This is a genomic window from Micromonospora sp. DH13 (genome assembly GCF_020873825.1).
GTDB lineage: Bacteria > Actinomycetota > Actinomycetes > Mycobacteriales > Micromonosporaceae > Micromonospora > Micromonospora haikouensis.
Genome location: NZ_JAHWGR010000008.1, coordinates 142,789 through 157,967 on the forward strand (window position 1 = coordinate 142,789; position 15,179 = coordinate 157,967).

Here is a 15,179-nt window from a genome sequence, read left to right on the forward strand (position 1 = left end):
ATGGGATGGGCGGTTACCGTCGGAGAACGGGCGCGTCGAGCGGCTCCGGATGCTCCGTTCTCGAGTTGACCAGCTGCGACCAGCCGATCCGGAAGCGCTGTGCTTCGCGGATGTCCCGCAGCGAGGCCCGGTCGATGTCGTCAGCCCGCTGGCCGGCCAGCAGCCGGTCCCACCGTTCGGCCTCGGCGGCGTCGCCCCGCTCGTCGGCCTGGTCGGCAAGCTTGATCATGGCCCGCCGGTTGCCCCGGCCCGCCGACCGCTCCAGCCACTGGCGGGCCGCCTGCAGGTCCCCCCGGTCGGCGGCGAGGATGCTGAGACTGCGCATCGCGTTGTGATCGCCGAGTTGGGCGCACCGCTTCCACCAGTACTCGGCTTCCGACAGGTCGCCGTACTTGCTCTGCAGCCAGGCCAGGTTGAACATCGCGATCCACTGGCCGGCGTTCGCGGCGGCCCGGAACCACCGTTTGGCCTCGTCCAGGTCGTCGGCCTCCCGCCATCGCGACTCGTACCGGTCGAGGTAGGTTTCCCCCAGGTGCCACATCGCTTCACCGTTGCCGTGTTCCGCCGCGCGCCGCAACCAGCGGATGGCGTTGTCGTGGTCGTTCGCCTCCTGCGCCGCGTGACCGACCTCGGCCAACGCCGCCGGCTCCGTCACGGCTTCGACCCGGGTGCGCCACGTCTCGGCCTGCTCCGGCTTGCCGGTCTTGTCGAGATAGACACCGAACCGGTACATCGCCGCCGGGTGCCCGGCCTCGGCGGCGCGGCGCAGCCAGTACGTCGCCTCCTGGTCCGAGCGGTCCGACCAGGACGCCATCATGGTGCGGCGCGGCCACTCCCGCCAGCGCAGCACCAGGTTATACATCGCCTCCCGGTCCCCGGCTTCGGCCGCCCGGGTCAACCATCGTGTCGCCAGCTGCCGGTCGCCGGCCCGCCACGCGGCGGCTCCCAGCTCGCGTAGCTCGATCGGGCTGTCCGTCTGCTCGACCCTCTCGTACCAGTGCCCTGCCTCGACCCTGTCGCCCCGGTTGCTGGCCAGCACCGCCGTGTAGTACATGGCCATCGGGTTACCGGCCTCGGCCGCGCGCCGCCACGCCCGGGTGGCGATCTCGACGTGACCGCGCCGGTGCGCGGACGCCGCGATGGTCGCCAGCGCCGGGTCCGCTTCGTCGAGCAGCGGCATGACCGCGTCCCAGATCTCCGCCGGTGGGGCCAGCGCATCGATGTCGCGCTGGACCTGGTCGACGAGGTAGTCGAAGGCCAGGTACGTCGAGTTGCGGTGCACGGTCAGGCAGCCGCTGGCACCCAGCACCGGCTCGGTGGCCCAGCCGAGCGCGTCCCGGAGTTGGTCGGCAGGCACGTCGTGGTCGTCGGCTGGCCGCCGATCGGGATAGTGCGTGGTCAGCCCGGCCAGCAGATCCCCGGTCACCGGGTGGTGGTAGCCGATCCGGCGGCAGTCCACCGCAGCGGTCACCAGCGCAGCGGCGAGGGGATATGCTCCATCGCGGGCTTGCAGCCAGCGGGCCAGGATCGCCGGGGCTGCGGCGAGATGTTCCGCGAACCCCGCCTCGCCCGCGGCTTCCTGCGCGACAGCGGCGGCGATGCGCGGGTCCGACCGGTACGCCAGGGCCCGGGTCCGCTCGGTCTCGCTGAATCGGCCCGGCATCCGGATGACCGCTGCCCGGCGCAGCACCGCCTCGACCCGGTTCCCGCGAAGCTCCTGCCCGCCGCTGCCTGTCGCGGGCCGGATGGACCGCAGGGCTTCCGGCCGCAGCGTGGCCAGCAGCACCACGTCCGTACGGCCGGGCGGCCGCAGGACGTCGAGGGTCTGCTCGCTGATGCCCTCGGGGCCCAGATAACGTTCCAGGTCGTCCAGCCAGACGACGCTGCGCCGCAGCGGCCGGCCCCGCTCGGCCAGCGCGTGCAACGCCCGGGCATCGCGGTCCTGCGGGATCAGCAACTGGTGCCCCGGCATGACCCGGCGCATCGCCTCGAACGCGGCGCGCGTCTTACCCGCCGCCGGCACGCCCTCGACCACCACCAGGCCGCCCGCCCGCAGTGCCTCGTCCAGTCGGTGGTCCACATCACGGGGAACGTACGGTGGCACCTCCGGCAACAGCGGCCCCGGCGTCCCGTCCGCTCCCGCGTCGACCACGCTCGCGGCCCGGTGCACCCCGCAGGCGAGCGCTGCGGCCTCCCGTACCCTGGGCAACCGACACCCGGACGGTGCCGTGACGAAGCCGGGACGCCCCGCCACGCTGACGGCACGCGGCCCTGCGTCGGACCGCCAGATCCTGGACACGAGCGGCGTCATGGCCGCCATCGCCAGCGTCGCGAGCACGGACGAGACGACCACGATCCGTGGCTTGCCGTCGGCCACCAGCGACCAGGCGAACAGCCCCGCCGCCAGCAGGACAACGCTGATCGCCGCGACAAACACCGGCCACCGGCCCCAGCGCGCGAACATTACCGCCAGGATACGTGCCCCCGTCAATGAACGGCAGCCCGTGGCCGGCGGGCCGCTGATTCAGCGCGCGACCGGCGGCCGATGGTAGCCAAGGATGCGCATCGCTTTCCTGCCTGCCGCGCGAAGACCTCTGATCCAAAGGTCAGGGACGTGATAGTCGCTCGCGCGGATGGAGGTGAGGAAGTCGCCCGAGAGGCGTACGGGGTAGGTGTCCACGTAGAACCGGAGGTCGTCGCGCCAGATCCATTCGCCGTCGGTCATGACCGACGCCCCGCCGACGAGGTGTCGGCCGCTGCCGAGAACGTCCAGCTCCGCGCCCATCACGTCGATCAGACCGTGCCCGTTGCGCAGGTAGTTGGTCACGCGACCGGTGTCGGGGAGTGGATCGGGGGTCAGGTGGGCATGGATGCTCTCGGCATAGACCTCGACCGGGTCCGGGCCGAGTTCCCGAAAGAACCCCACCGTCCTCATCGGTGACCTGCTTCCGTCAGGGCTACGTGACCAGCCGATAGTTGGGGAGGTCCTGTCCGCGTTCCCCGGCCGGCGCTTCGAGGGAGCGCGCAGGAGTCCCCTCCGGGATGGCCACCCTGGAAAGATGGATGCCCTCCAGACAGGTGTCACACCAAAACGAGGCGTAGCCGTATCCAGCTCCGGGTGGCCCGGTGAAGACGAGGCGAAGCGTCCGGTGGGCGCAGTTCGGGCATTGCAGGTCCGATGTTGCTGGCAGGGTGCGGTAGACGTTGTCATACGCGTCCAGCCATTCATCATAGGTTGCCATCGACAAGACAATCCTGGCCTGACCGGGTTAGCTGGCGAACGTCATTCGCTCCGGAAACGCGCCTGCGGTACGCCACCCGTTGACGATCTTCGCGGTGATGGCGCTGGCTGCTGGATTGAAGTCGCCGTCCTCGACGCGCGCCTCCAGGGTGTGTGTATCGATCGTGAGCATTCGGTCGAATCTGCCCTCCAACCCGAATTGTTAACGTATCTCAGTAGCAGGGACGCCAACCCGGCGAGCGGTCACCATCATGCCCACGTCACTGTTCTCCGAACCTTGAACGCCTAATCCCTCGTTTATCACGTCGATCAGACCGTGCCTGCTGCGTCGGGCTTCAGCACGATGAGGCCAGCCATCTGGCGAGATCAGATCCGAGGAGGCTGGCGATAAGGCGCCCACAGGGCTCGATGATCGACGTCGGGGGACGTCCCCGGCGGGAACTCCTGGTAGCCGCTGCGAACGTCCCAGCATGCAAGGAGAAGATCCAGTCCTTGGAGTAGGACAACCGGCCAGTAGCCTTTTGCTGTGATCTCCTCGAACAACCGCCGCGCCTCATCGAGCTGCACGTTCCCCTCACGGCGACTGTAGCCGATGTCCCAGACGAGGTCGTATCCGTCGATGAGCGACTCCTCCTCGGGATCGTTGAGCGGGTACCCGTAGCGGTTGCGGTAGAGCTTTCCGCCGACGATGCCGGGCCGTCCGTCCGAGGCCGACCTGCTGAGGTAGACGCCGCCCTCGTCGTCATGAGTGAGTTCAAGGCTCAGAAGCGCAGAGAGCTCCGCCGCCAGGTCTGCGGATCCCAGCTGGGTGCGGATGAATACATGCTCAAAGCTCGACATTGCCCGCCCGGCTCCTAGGGAAGATTGAGGATGCGGTTGTCGCCAAGGATGATCCGTACGGTTGCCGGCATCTGCTGGTCGTGTGCCCGAGCTTGTCCGGCGGCGCGTCCGTAGCCACGGCGTGCGTCCTCCTCCGTCAAACCGACGTTGCGTCCGTCGAGCACGGCGACTCCGTCGGCTCCTGTCTGCTCCGCAGCCTCAAGGATATTGCGGCGGACGCTTGTGCTGCCGCTGCCCACGAGAGTCTTGAACTCCGTTACCACACCCGGATCGTCAGGACCGGACCGCACCATGGCATCCGGGTTCTTCAACTTGTGCACATCGTCGATGCGTTCCCGCGGGTGCACCATATCGCCATCGTCGGCGAGACGGTCGGCGACCGCCCGTTCCTTCAGCTCGAACAACCCCCGAGGGTCAGTTACCCCGGGGCTGAAGTCGTCCCCGAGGGGGCCACGGTGGCTACCAGGATCGAAGTCGGGAGCCCTTGGCGTGTGCTTGCTGTCGTAGGAACCTGGTGACCCGGCCGACGGCCGTCCCGGAGTGTCCGGTCGGTTGTGGGAGAAGAGCCGCCCCAGTGCCTCCCTCAGCTTCTCGATGAGCTCGCCGAGCCGCCGGATCTGCGGCATCAGCCGCCGCAGGCTGGCCAGTAGCCCGCGTAGCAGCCGGGCGATCCGCGCCGCCCACGACGCCACCGTCGTGGTGACCTGCTCCACGACCACCGGCGTGGCGAGGCCGGCGGTGGCGACGAGTTCTCCCGCGTACACGATAAGGCGGGAGACGCAGGTGGCGATGGCGTCGCGGACCAGGAGCCGGACGGCGGCGACGAGGCCGGCGGCGCCCTCGGTGATGGCGGCCAGGGTGTCGGCGGCCTGGGCGAGGCCGCCGATCGCCTGGTGCTGCCCGGCGGCCCAGGACCGGTAGGCGGGGCCGGCGTCGCCGCCCCAGCCGGCGACCTCGGTGCGTACGGCGTGGGTCAGCTCGGCGGCGTCGTCGCGCAGCGACGCGGCGACGTTGCGCCAGGTCTGGGCGTGCGCGGTGATCTGCGCCGGGTCGCCGGCCAGCCAGTCCAGCGCCTCGCTGAGGGGCTTGACGTGCTCGATGAGCCAGGCGATGCCGTATTGCAGCAGGGCGCCGACCGGGTCGGAGACGAAGGCGAGGGCGTCGAGGCCGGCGCTGACCACGCCGAGGCTGCCGTCGATCCAGCTGCCGTCGCGTACGCCCTGCGCGATGAGCTCGATGTCCTCGCAGATCCAGATGCCGACCCAGGCGCTGGGGGCGGCGTCCTGCGGGGCGGCGACGAGCGGGTTGCCGGTCACCGCGCGTCTCGTACGCGATGGAACCGTTGCTCGGCGCGGGCGTCGGCGGCGCGGTAGCCCTCGGCGCCGGAGCGCAGCCTGGTGGCGGTGTCGCGCACCGACCGGGCCGCGGCGTCGACGCCGCCGACCAGGGTCTGCTGGAGGGCGTCGAGCAGCACCGGCATGATCGCGCACAGTTGGCCGTACGCGTCGGCGTCCAGCCGGACGTGCTGCCCGGCCTGCCGGGCGGTGTCGAGGCTGCCGGCGCAGCGTTCCAGGTGGGCGGCGTGGGCGGTCAGGTCGCCGGGGTCGACCCGGATGCCGTCACCGGCGGCCATCGGGCGGGCCCTGGCCGGGGTCGAGCCGCCGCCGGTGGCCGTCGATGATGGCCCGCCCGGCCGGGTCGTCGTCGCCGAGGGTCTGCGTGGTCGCCTCGGTGAGCTGCCGCAGCAGGTCGGCGTGCGCGGCCCGAGTCGTGGCGACGATCTGCCGGGCGGTGTGTGCCGCCGGGTGCTGCCGGATCTGCTCGTCGAGCCGCAGGTCGACCAGCAGACCCGTGGCGTCGACGGTGACCTCGACCGCCCGGTCGGGGCTGTGGGCGGTGCCGGTCAGGGCCCGCACCCGCGCCGACAGCGCCCGCGCATTGGCGGCCCGGTCGGCCAACGACGACTCCCACTCGTCGAGCCGGCGGGTCGCCGCGTCCAGCGCGGCCTCGTCCGCCCACATGCCGACCCTCCCCAAGGGACACACCGGTGACCGTCACGCACACCGTAGCAACCCGTCACGCACCGCCGCCGACCGGTGACGCGCGCCGCGGCCCGCGGGCGCTTGTCACGGTTCGGGGAGCTGCCCGGTCGTACGGGTGACAGGGCGGCGCGCCGCGCCGCGTACGCGGAGGGAAGTGATCCGATCATGAAGATCGTCGTCATCGGCGGTACCGGGCTCATCGGCTCCCGGCTCGTGGCCGCGCTCGACCGGGAGGGCCACCAGGCCGTCGCCGCGTCCCCGAAGACGGGGGTGAACACCCTGACCGGCGAGGGGCTGGCCGGGGTGCTCGACGGCGCGGACGTCGTGGTCGACGTGTCGAACTCGCCCTCGTTCGAGGACGCGCCCGTGCTGGAGTTCTTCCGGACCTCGACCGGCAACCTCCTCGCCGCCGAGGCCGGGGCGGGCGTGCGGCACCACGTGGTGCTGTCGATCGTCGGCGTCGACCGGATCCCCGACAGCGGTTACATGCGGGCGAAGGTCGCCCAGGAGGAACTCGTCGTCGCCTCCGGCATCCCGTACTCGATCGTGCGCGCGACGCAGTTCGTCGAGTTCGTCCGGACCATCGTCGACGCCGGCGGTGACGGCGACGTGGTGCGTCTCGCGCCGGTGTTCATCCAGCCCGTGGCGGCCGACGACGTGGTCGCGGCGCTGCGGGAGGTCGCCGTCGGCGCGCCGGTGGACGGCGTCGTCGAGGTCGCCGGCCCGGAACGGTTCCGCCTCGACGAGCTGGGCCGCTCCGTCCTCGCCGCGAGCGGCGACTCCCGCGAGGTGGTGACCGATCCGGGTGCGACGTACTTCGGTGCGGCGCTGGGGGAACACTCGCTGGTGCCGCTCGGGCCCGCCGAAACGGGCGCGGCGGCGACGCCGGCTAGATTGGCCCCGTGACGGTCGACGAGACGTACAACGCGGCGACGACGGCCGTCCCGTCCCCGGCGGGGCCCGGGGACGGGCTGGCCGAGTTCGTGGCGGTGCGGCCGCGCCTGTTCGGCATCGCCTACCGGATGCTGGGCAGCGTCGCCGAGGCCGAGGACGTGGTGCAGGACGCGTGGCTGCGCTGGCAGTCGGCCGAACGCGGGGCGGTGCGCAACCCGGCGGCGTTCCTCACCACGACGACAACCCGGCTGGCCATCAACGCCGCCACGTCGGCGCGCGCAGTCCGCGAGCGGTACGTGGGTCCGTGGCTGCCTGAGCCGGTGGACACCAGCGCCGACCCGGCGCTGGGCGCGGAGCGGGCCGAGGCGCTGGACTTGGCGGTCCTGTTGCTGCTGGAGCGGCTCACGCCGACCGAGCGGGCCGCGTACGTGCTGCGCGAGGCGTTCGACTACTCCCACCGGCAGGTCGGCGAGGTGCTCGACACCTCCGAGGTCAACGCCCGGCAGTTGGTCAGCAGGGCGCGCCGGCACCTGGCGTCGCAGCGCCCCTCGCCCGTGGCGCCGGTGCGCCGGCGGGAGCTGGTCGAGGCGTTCCTCGACGCCGCCCGGGAGGGCAACGTGGCCGCCCTGGAGCGGCTGCTCGCCGAGGACGTCCGGGCGTGGTCCGACGGCGGCGGCCGGGTCAACGCCGCGCGCAAGGAGCTGGCCGGCGTCGGGCGGGTGACCACGTTCCTGGACAACGTCCTGCGCAAGTACTGGCACACCGCCGGGTTCCGGTTCGTCGAGGTCAACGGCGGCGGTTCGCTGCTGGTGACGAACGCCGACGGCAGCCCGCAGTCCCTCGTCGCCCTGGACTGCTCCGACCGGGGGGTCGAGCGGGTGCTCATCGTGGTGAACCCGGACAAGCTGCGGCGGTTCGCCGGGGCCGGCTGAGGGCGAGAGCGCGCCTGGAGGCGGCGCTGGGAGGGGCTCCGCCGGGCCACCGCCTCAGCCGCCCGGCGGGGGCGCGGTGCTCTGGCGTACCACCAGGCGGGTGGAGACCAGGGTGGTGCCGGTCTCCGGCACGCCGGTGCGGACCTGGCGCAGCACCGCCTCGACGCAGCGGCGGCCGACCTCCGCGAAGTCCTGGTGCACGGTGGTCAGGGGCGGGATGAACGCTCCGGCGTCGGCGATGTCGTCGAAGCCCACGACGCTGACGTCGCGGGGCACCGACCGGCCCCGGTCGTGCAGCGCGCGCAGCACCCCGAGGGCCATCTGGTCGTTGGCGACGAAGACCGCCGTGCAGTCGGTCTCGCCGGCCAGGTCGAGGCCGGCGCGGTAGCCGGACTCCGCCGACCAGTCGCCGCGCCGCACCCGCGGCGCCGGGCGGCCGTGCTCCCGCAGCGTGGTACGCCAGGCCAGCGCGCGCCGCTGTGCGGCGAACGACTCCCGGGGCCCCGCGACGTGCCACACCGTGCGGTGGCCGAGGTCGAGCAGGTGGTGCACGGCCTGGCTCGCCCCGTCGGCCTGGTCGGTGTCGACGACGCGGTAGCGGTCGCCGGCGTCGGAGTCGACCACGACGACGTGCACGCCGGGTGGGACGGCGACGGTCGCGGCGTCCAGCAGGTGCACCTCCATGATGACGATGACCGCGTCGACGGCGAGTTCGCCGAGCCGGGTGAAGGCCCCGAGCAGGCGGTCCTGGGTGGGTGCCCCGACGGGGATGAGGGTGATCACGTAGCCGGCGTCGGCGGCGTGGGTGGCGATCGCCTCCAGGGTGCGGCTGTTGCCGGTGCTCGACAGGGAGAACAGGATGACGCCGATGGTGCGGAACTCGCCGTACTTGAGCGCGCGGGCGGCGCTGTTGGGGCGGTAGCCGAGCTGCCGCATCGCGGCGAGGACCTGCTCGCGCGTGCTGTCGACGACGCCGGGGTGACCGGTGGAGACGCGGGAGACGGTCTGCGCGGAGACGCCGGCCAGCCGCGCCACGTCGGCCATGGAGACGCCCCGCCGCCGGCCGGCGCGGGGGCGGCCCGCGCCGGCGGGCTCCTGGGTCGCCCCGTCGGGGCCGGACCGACTCATCCCGCCTCGCTCCTCTCGCCCCGCCTGCGGCCGGCGTCTCGTGCCGGCTCCGCCGCGGTGCTCACGCGGCGCAGCCCAGTATGCCGGCCGTGCTTGACGGGCCACGGGCCGACTGGGAGCATCGCAACACTCGATGTTTGCGTAAACATCGAGGTAGCGCGCCCGCCGCAGGAACGCGGCGCGATCCACCGGCTCACCACCACCCGTCGGAGGAGATCGTCCACATGAGCAGACACCCGTCCCGCCGGGGGCTGGCCGCCGCGGTCACGGCGGCCGTCGTCACCCTCGGCGTCGCCGTCGCGCCCGGCGCCGGCCCCGCCTCCGCCGCGCCGGCAACCGGATCCGCCGCCGGGGCCGGGGGCGCGGCCGCGCCGGGGGCCGCCGCGCTCCCGGTGGTCACCGTCCGCCCCGACCCGTCCTATCAGGGGCAGGAGTTCCAGGGGTGGGGCACCAGCCTCGTCTGGTTCGCCAACGCCACCGGCGGCTACCCGGAGGAGATCCGGCAGCGCCTGGCCGACCTCGTCTTCGGCGAACAGGGCCTCAACCTCAACATCGCCCGCTACAACATCGGCGGCGGCAACGCCCCCGACGTCCCCGACTACCTGCGCCCCGGCGGCGCGGTGCCCGGCTGGTGGCGGGCCCCCGACGGCACCACCCGCGCCGACACCGACTGGTGGGACCCGGACAACCCGCAGCACTGGAACCCGGACGCCGACCGCGCGCAGCGCTGGTGGGTCGACCGGATCAAGAACGACGTCACCCAGTGGGAGACCTTCAGCAACTCGCCGCCGTGGTTCCAGACCGTCAGCGGGTACGTCTCCGGCGGCTTCGACCCCGCCGCCGACCAGATCCGCGCCGACCGGGTCGACGACTTCGCGACCTATCTCGTGCGGGTCACCCAGCGCCTGGAGGCCGCGCACGGCATCACCGTCGACACGATCGACCCGCTCAACGAGCCGAACACCACCTACTGGAGCACCCGGCTGGGTGCCGACGGCAACCCGGTCGGCGGTCGGCAGGAGGGCGCCCACGCCGGCCCCGGCCTCCAGCAGCAGGTCGTCCGGGCGGTCGCCGCCGAGCTGCGCGCCGCCGGCAGCGGGACCCGCGTGTCCGCCATGGACGAGACCAACCCCGGCACGTTCGCCACGAACTGGAACGCCTACCCCGACGACGTACGCGGCCTGGTCGACCAGCTCAACGTGCACACCTACGGCACGGGCCAGCGCACCACCGCCCGCGACATCGCCAAGGGCGAGGACAAGCCGCTGTGGATGAGCGAGGTGGAGGGCTCCTGGGGCGACGGGCACAGCCTCACCAGCATGGCCCCCGGCCTCGGGATGGCCCGGCACATGGTCGACGACCTGCGCGAGCTGGAACCGTCGGCGTGGGTGTTCTGGCAGCCGGTCGAGGACTACGACAACATGAAGCCCGGCGGCGAGTTCCCGCAGGGCTCCAACTGGGGCAGCATCCAGCTCCCGTTCGACTGCACCGCCGCCGACACCCTGCGGACCTGCCCGATCTACACGAACACCAAGTTCGACACCGTCCGCAACTTCACCCACCACATCCGCCCCGGCGACCGGCTCGTCGCCGTGAACGACACCTCCAGCGTCGCCGCCGTGGCCACCGGCGGGCGGGCCACCGTCGTGCACGTCAACGACAGCACCGCCGCCCGTACCGTCGCGTTGGACCTGTCGGCGTTCGGCGCCGTCGCCGCGAACGCGACCGTGACCCCCGTCGTCACCAGCGCGGACGGGGCGCTGCGGCGCGGCGCCCCCGTCGCCGTGCGCGACCGCGCCGCCCGGGTGGACGTGCCCGCCCAGTCGGTGACGACGTTCCTGGTCACCGGCGTCTCCGGGGTCGCCCCCGGCGCGGCGTTGGTGCGCGACGGCCACGTCTACCGCCTCACCGGCGTGCAGAGCGGCCGCTCCCTCGCCCCGGCCGGCGGCACCGGCTCCGGCGCGGTCATCCGCACCACCGACCCGGCGAGCGCGGACCAGCTGTGGCGGCTCACCCGGCTCGCCGGGGGCACGGGCAACCGGGCCCGGTACGCCGTCGCCACCGCCGACGGCACCCGCCAGGTCGCCGTCGTCGACCAGGCCGTCACCCTCGTCCCCGCCGTCGCCGCGCCGGGCCCGCAGGCACAGTGGATCCTGTCCACCACGGGCGACGGCACGTACACCCTCGTCAACGTCGGCTCGCGCCGCCTGCTGGAGGTCGGCGGCCAGGCCACCGGCGACGGCGCGGCGGTCACCTCCTGGCTGGCCAACTCGGGGGCCAACCAGCGCTGGCGGGTGACCGACGAGACGGTCCTGCGGATCGCGCCCACCGACGCGTTCACGGTCCCCGGGGTCGCCCCGGCGCTGCCGGACACCGTCGTCCCGGTCCGCCGCGACGGCGCCCGGGGGACGCTGCCGGTCACCTGGAAGCTGCCCGCCGCGTCGAGGTGGCAGCGGCCCGGCACCGTGCGGGTCACCGGCCGCGCCACCGACGCCCTCGGGCGCGCCCACGTCGCCCGGGCGACGGTCGTGGTCGACACCCTCGTGGCGACGCGGCCCACCCGGGCGAAGGCCGCCGTCGGCGGCGAGCCGACGCTGCCGGCCACGGTCACCGCGGTGGCCCGGCGGGGCGCGACGGTGCAGCGCCCGGTGCGCTGGCAGCCGCCGCCGGCCGGCGCGTTCGACGCCCCCGGCGTCGTCACCCTCGCCGGGCAGGCCGACGCGGGCGACGGGCGCACCCTCGCGGCGAGCGTGCGGGTGCAGGTGACCCCGCCGGTCGAGGAGCGGGCGGCCCCGGCGGGCGTCGTCGCCACCTTCACCGAGCCCGGCTACTCGCCGGATGGCCTGGCCAACGGCGTGCTGACGGACAAGGCGTGGTCGAACTGGCGGTCGGGGACGAAGAACCCCTCCGACACGCTCACCGTCACCCTGCCGGAGCGCCGGAGGCTCACCCGGGTCGTCGTCCACTTCTACCGCGACGGCTCCGACAGCTATCCGCAGAGCCTGCGGGCGCAGGTCCGCGACCCGCAGGGCGGCTGGGTCGACGCCGGCGCAACGGTGGCCGTCCCGACGGGCACGGCGAGCGCCCCCGCCGTCGACGTGCCGGTGACCGCCGCCACGGACGCGGTGCGGATCGTGCTCACGGCCCACCCGGACCGGCACATCACCGCCAGCGAGATCGAGGTCTTCGCCGCCGCGCCCGGCACGTCGTCGGACGCCTCCGCCGCCGGCATCGCCCTCGACGGGGTGCCGCTGGCCGGCTTCGATCCGGGGAAGCTGTCCTACACCGTGACCCGCCGGGGTGGGCTGCCGTGCGTCACCGCCGTGGCCGCCGACCCGTACGCCACCGTCGTCGTGCGCCAGCCGAGGGCCGGCAGCCGTACGGCGACCGTGTCGGTGACCAGCGAGGACGGCTCGCAGTCGCGCACCTACACGATCCGCCTGCGCCGCTGACGCCGGGGTGGGGTGGGGCGGTGAGGCGCGCCATGTCGCCGTCCCGGCCGTTGCGACCGTGCCCGGCGATCCTCTACGGTCTGGTCAGCGGTTGGCGGTGCGGTCCGTTCCCAGCCCCCACACCGCTGCGCGGCCGTAGGATCGGGCCGGGGCCGGTGGGGTCCCGGGGCGAACCGCCGACGGCCGGCGGCGGTCACGTGTGACCCTCTCTCGTCCGGCGCCCGTCGACGCGCGCCGCGACTGCGGGAGCGTGCACGCCGGACCGCCCGGAGGTTTCCGTGTTCCTCAGCCCCCACGAGCAGGATCGCCTGCTCGTGCACGTCGCGGCGGACGTCGCCCGTCGCCGCCGCGAGCGCGGCCTGCGCCTCAACTATCCCGAAGCCGTCGCCATCATCACCGCGTTCCTGCTGGAGGGCGCGCGCGACGGGCGGTCGGTCGTGGACCTGATGTCGGCCGGTCGCGGCGTGCTCGGCCGCGACGACGTGCTCGACGGTGTCCCCGAGCTGCTGAAGGAGGTGCAGGTGGAGGCGACGTTCCCGGACGGCACCAAGTTGGTGACGGTGCACCACCCGATCCCGTGATCCCCGGGGAGGTGCTGCCCGGCGACGGCCCGGTCGAGATCAACGCCGGCCTGCCGGTGACCACCCTGCTGGTGGTCAACACCGCCGACCGGCCGGTGCAGGTCGGCTCGCACTACCACTTCGCCGAGGCCAACCCCGGCCTGCGCTTCGACCGCGCCGCCGCGTACGGCCAGCGGCTCGCCGTGCCCGCCGGCACGTCCGTGCGGTTCGAGCCGGGGGTCAGCCGCCAGGTGGAGCTGGTGCCGCTGGGCGGGGCCCGCATCGTCGCCGGCCTGCGCGGCGAGGTCGCCGGCCCGCTGGACGCGGCCCCGCGCGCCACCGCGGCGCCGGAGGCAGCCGCCGCACCGGACGGGAGGTCGGACCGGTGAGCGAACTGGACCGGCGGCGCTACCTCGACCTGTACGGGCCCACCACGGGCGACCGGATCCGGCTCGCCGACACCGACCTGCTCATCGAGGTGGAGGTCGACCACTGCGTCGGCGGCGACGAGATGGTCTTCGGCGGCGGCAAGGTGATCCGGGAGTCGATGGGCCAGTCCCGGGTCACCCGCGCCGAGGGCGCCCTCGACACGGTGATCACCGGCGCGGTGGTGCTCGACCACTGGGGCGTGGTCAAGGCCGACGTCGGGCTGCGCGACGGCCGGATCGTCGCACTCGGCCGGGCCGGCAACCCCGACACGATGCCGGGCGTCCACCCGGACCTGGTGATCGGCCCGGCGACCGAGGTGATCGCCGGCAACGGGCGCATCCTCACCGCCGGTGCCGTCGACACCCACGTGCACTTCATCTGCCCGCAGCTCGTGCACGAGGCGCTGACCAGCGGCATCACCACCCTCGTCGGCGGGGGCACCGGCCCCGCCGAGGGCACCCGCGCCACCACGGTCACCCCGAACGCCTGGCACCTGGCCCGGATGCACGAGGCACTGGACGCGTTCCCGGTGAACGTGCTGCTGCTCGGCAAGGGCAACACCGTCTCCGAGGAGGCGCTGTGGGAACAGCTGCGGGCCGGCGCGGGCGGCTTCAAGCTGCACGAGGACTGGGGGACCACCCCGGCGGCCATCGACGCCTGCCTGCGGGTGGCCGACGCCTCCGGCGTGCAGGTGTCCATCCACACCGACACCCTCAACGAGGCCGGGTTCGTCGCCGACACGCTGCGCGCGATCGCCGGCCGGGCCATCCACTCGTACCACACGGAGGGGGCGGGCGGCGGCCACGCGCCGGACATCATCACCGTCGCCAGCGAGCCGAACGTGCTGCCGTCGTCGACGAACCCGACCCGCCCGTACACCCGCAACACCCTCGCCGAGCATCTCGACATGCTGATGGTCTGCCACCACCTCAACCCGGCGGTGCCGGAGGACCTGGCGTTCGCCGAGAGCCGGATCCGCCCGTCGACGATGGCCGCCGAGGACCTGCTGCACGACCTCGGCGCGATCTCCATCATCGGCTCCGACTCGCAGGCGATGGGGCGCATCGGCGAGGTGATCACCCGCACCTGGCAGAGCGCCCACGTGATGAAGCGGCGGGTGGGCGCGCTGCCCGGCGACGGGCGCGCCGACAACCGCCGGGCCCGCCGCTACGTCGCGAAGTACACCATCTGCGCGGCGATGGCCAACGGCCTGGAACGCGAGATCGGGTCGGTGGAGCCGGGCAAGCTCGCCGACCTGGTGCTGTGGGACCCGGCGTTCTTCGGCGTACGCCCGCACCTGGTGCTCAAGGGCGGCATGATCGCGTACGCGCAGATGGGCGACGCGAACGCGTCGATCCCGACGCCGCAGCCGGTGCTGCCCCGGCCGATGTTCGGCGCGCACGGCGTGGTGCCGGCGGCGACCAGCCTCGCGTTCGTGGCCCCGGCGGCGCTGGAGGCCGGCCTCCGCCTCGACGTGCGCCGGCCGCTGGTCCCCGTCGCCGACGTGCGGTCGCGGGGCAAGGCCGACCTGCCCGAGAACGGGGCCATGCCGCGCATCGAGGTCGACCCGGACACCTTCACCGTGCGCATCGACGGCGAGGTGGTCGAGCCGGACCCGGTGACGGAGCTGCCGATGGCCCAGCTCTACCACCTGTTCTGAC

General features: G+C 73.4%; 14 protein-coding genes. 6 read left to right on the forward strand and 8 right to left on the reverse strand.

Features of this window, described 5'->3' with window-relative positions; translation table 11 throughout:
- Positions 1-13: 13 nt before the first annotated feature.
- The 7 genes from LPA42_RS10780 to LPA42_RS10810 all read right to left on the reverse strand — a co-directional run bounded on the left by LPA42_RS10780 (position 14) and on the right by LPA42_RS10810 (position 6,102).
- Positions 14-2,464, reverse strand: a complete 2,451-nt coding sequence (locus LPA42_RS10780) for a tetratricopeptide repeat protein (protein WP_077937553.1) — start codon at positions 2,462-2,464, stop codon at positions 14-16.
- A 60-nt stretch (positions 2,465-2,524) separates the two neighbouring features.
- A complete protein-coding gene (locus LPA42_RS10785; RefSeq protein WP_077937554.1) occupies positions 2,525-2,935 on the reverse strand; it encodes a hypothetical protein in 411 nt (136 codons plus the stop codon).
- 334 nt (positions 2,936-3,269) lie between these two features.
- The gene (locus tag LPA42_RS10790; RefSeq protein ID WP_228986521.1) at positions 3,270-3,413 is read right to left on the reverse strand and encodes a hypothetical protein; all 144 of its coding nucleotides are present in this window, start codon (positions 3,411-3,413) and stop codon (positions 3,270-3,272) included.
- A gap of 194 nt (positions 3,414-3,607) precedes the next feature.
- On the reverse strand, positions 3,608-4,081 hold the full coding sequence (locus tag LPA42_RS10795) for a hypothetical protein (protein ID WP_077937556.1): 474 nt from the start codon (positions 4,079-4,081) through the stop codon (positions 3,608-3,610).
- Between the two features lie 14 nt (positions 4,082-4,095).
- On the reverse strand, positions 4,096-5,397 hold the full coding sequence (locus LPA42_RS10800; protein ID WP_228986522.1) for a WXG100 family type VII secretion target: 1,302 nt from the start codon (positions 5,395-5,397) through the stop codon (positions 4,096-4,098).
- Positions 5,394-5,714, reverse strand: a complete 321-nt coding sequence (locus LPA42_RS10805) for a type VII secretion target (RefSeq protein WP_077937557.1) — start codon at positions 5,712-5,714, stop codon at positions 5,394-5,396. Before LPA42_RS10805 ends, LPA42_RS10800 begins: the two co-directional genes overlap by 4 nt.
- Positions 5,701-6,102, reverse strand: coding sequence for a YbaB/EbfC family nucleoid-associated protein (locus LPA42_RS10810; protein ID WP_077937558.1), 402 nt, complete (start codon positions 6,100-6,102; stop codon positions 5,701-5,703). The genes LPA42_RS10805 and LPA42_RS10810 overlap by 14 nt, the downstream gene beginning before the upstream one ends.
- Before the next feature lie 186 nt (positions 6,103-6,288).
- Here LPA42_RS10810 and LPA42_RS10815 point away from each other — a divergent pair, with 186 nt between their 5' ends.
- The gene (locus tag LPA42_RS10815; protein ID WP_077937559.1) at positions 6,289-7,029 is read left to right on the forward strand and encodes an SDR family oxidoreductase; all 741 of its coding nucleotides are present in this window, start codon (positions 6,289-6,291) and stop codon (positions 7,027-7,029) included.
- Positions 7,026-7,949, forward strand: a complete 924-nt coding sequence (locus LPA42_RS10820) for an RNA polymerase sigma-70 factor (protein ID WP_228986523.1) — start codon at positions 7,026-7,028, stop codon at positions 7,947-7,949. The genes LPA42_RS10815 and LPA42_RS10820 overlap by 4 nt, the downstream gene beginning before the upstream one ends.
- 54 nt (positions 7,950-8,003) lie before the next feature.
- Here the strand turns inward: LPA42_RS10820 and LPA42_RS10825 are convergent, their stop codons facing one another.
- Positions 8,004-9,077, reverse strand: a complete 1,074-nt coding sequence (locus tag LPA42_RS10825; protein ID WP_077937560.1) for a LacI family DNA-binding transcriptional regulator — start codon at positions 9,075-9,077, stop codon at positions 8,004-8,006.
- Positions 9,078-9,301: 224 nt separating this feature from the next.
- Here LPA42_RS10825 and LPA42_RS10830 point away from each other — a divergent pair, with 224 nt between their 5' ends.
- From LPA42_RS10830 to LPA42_RS10845, 4 genes are all read left to right on the forward strand, one after another.
- The gene (locus LPA42_RS10830; protein WP_077937561.1) at positions 9,302-12,529 is read left to right on the forward strand and encodes a glycoside hydrolase; all 3,228 of its coding nucleotides are present in this window, start codon (positions 9,302-9,304) and stop codon (positions 12,527-12,529) included.
- Positions 12,530-12,807: 278 nt separating this feature from the next.
- On the forward strand, positions 12,808-13,110 hold the full coding sequence (locus tag LPA42_RS10835) for an urease subunit gamma (protein WP_043963228.1): 303 nt from the start codon (positions 12,808-12,810) through the stop codon (positions 13,108-13,110).
- Positions 13,107-13,478 carry an urease subunit beta gene (locus LPA42_RS10840; RefSeq protein WP_077937562.1) on the forward strand — a complete coding sequence of 124 codons (372 nt, stop codon included), beginning with the start codon at positions 13,107-13,109 and terminating at the stop codon, positions 13,476-13,478. The genes LPA42_RS10835 and LPA42_RS10840 overlap by 4 nt, the downstream gene beginning before the upstream one ends.
- Complete coding sequence (locus LPA42_RS10845) at positions 13,475-15,178, forward strand: urease subunit alpha (RefSeq protein ID WP_077937563.1); 1,704 nt, start codon at positions 13,475-13,477, stop codon at positions 15,176-15,178. Before LPA42_RS10840 ends, LPA42_RS10845 begins: the two co-directional genes overlap by 4 nt.
- Position 15,179: the final 1 nt, after the last annotated feature.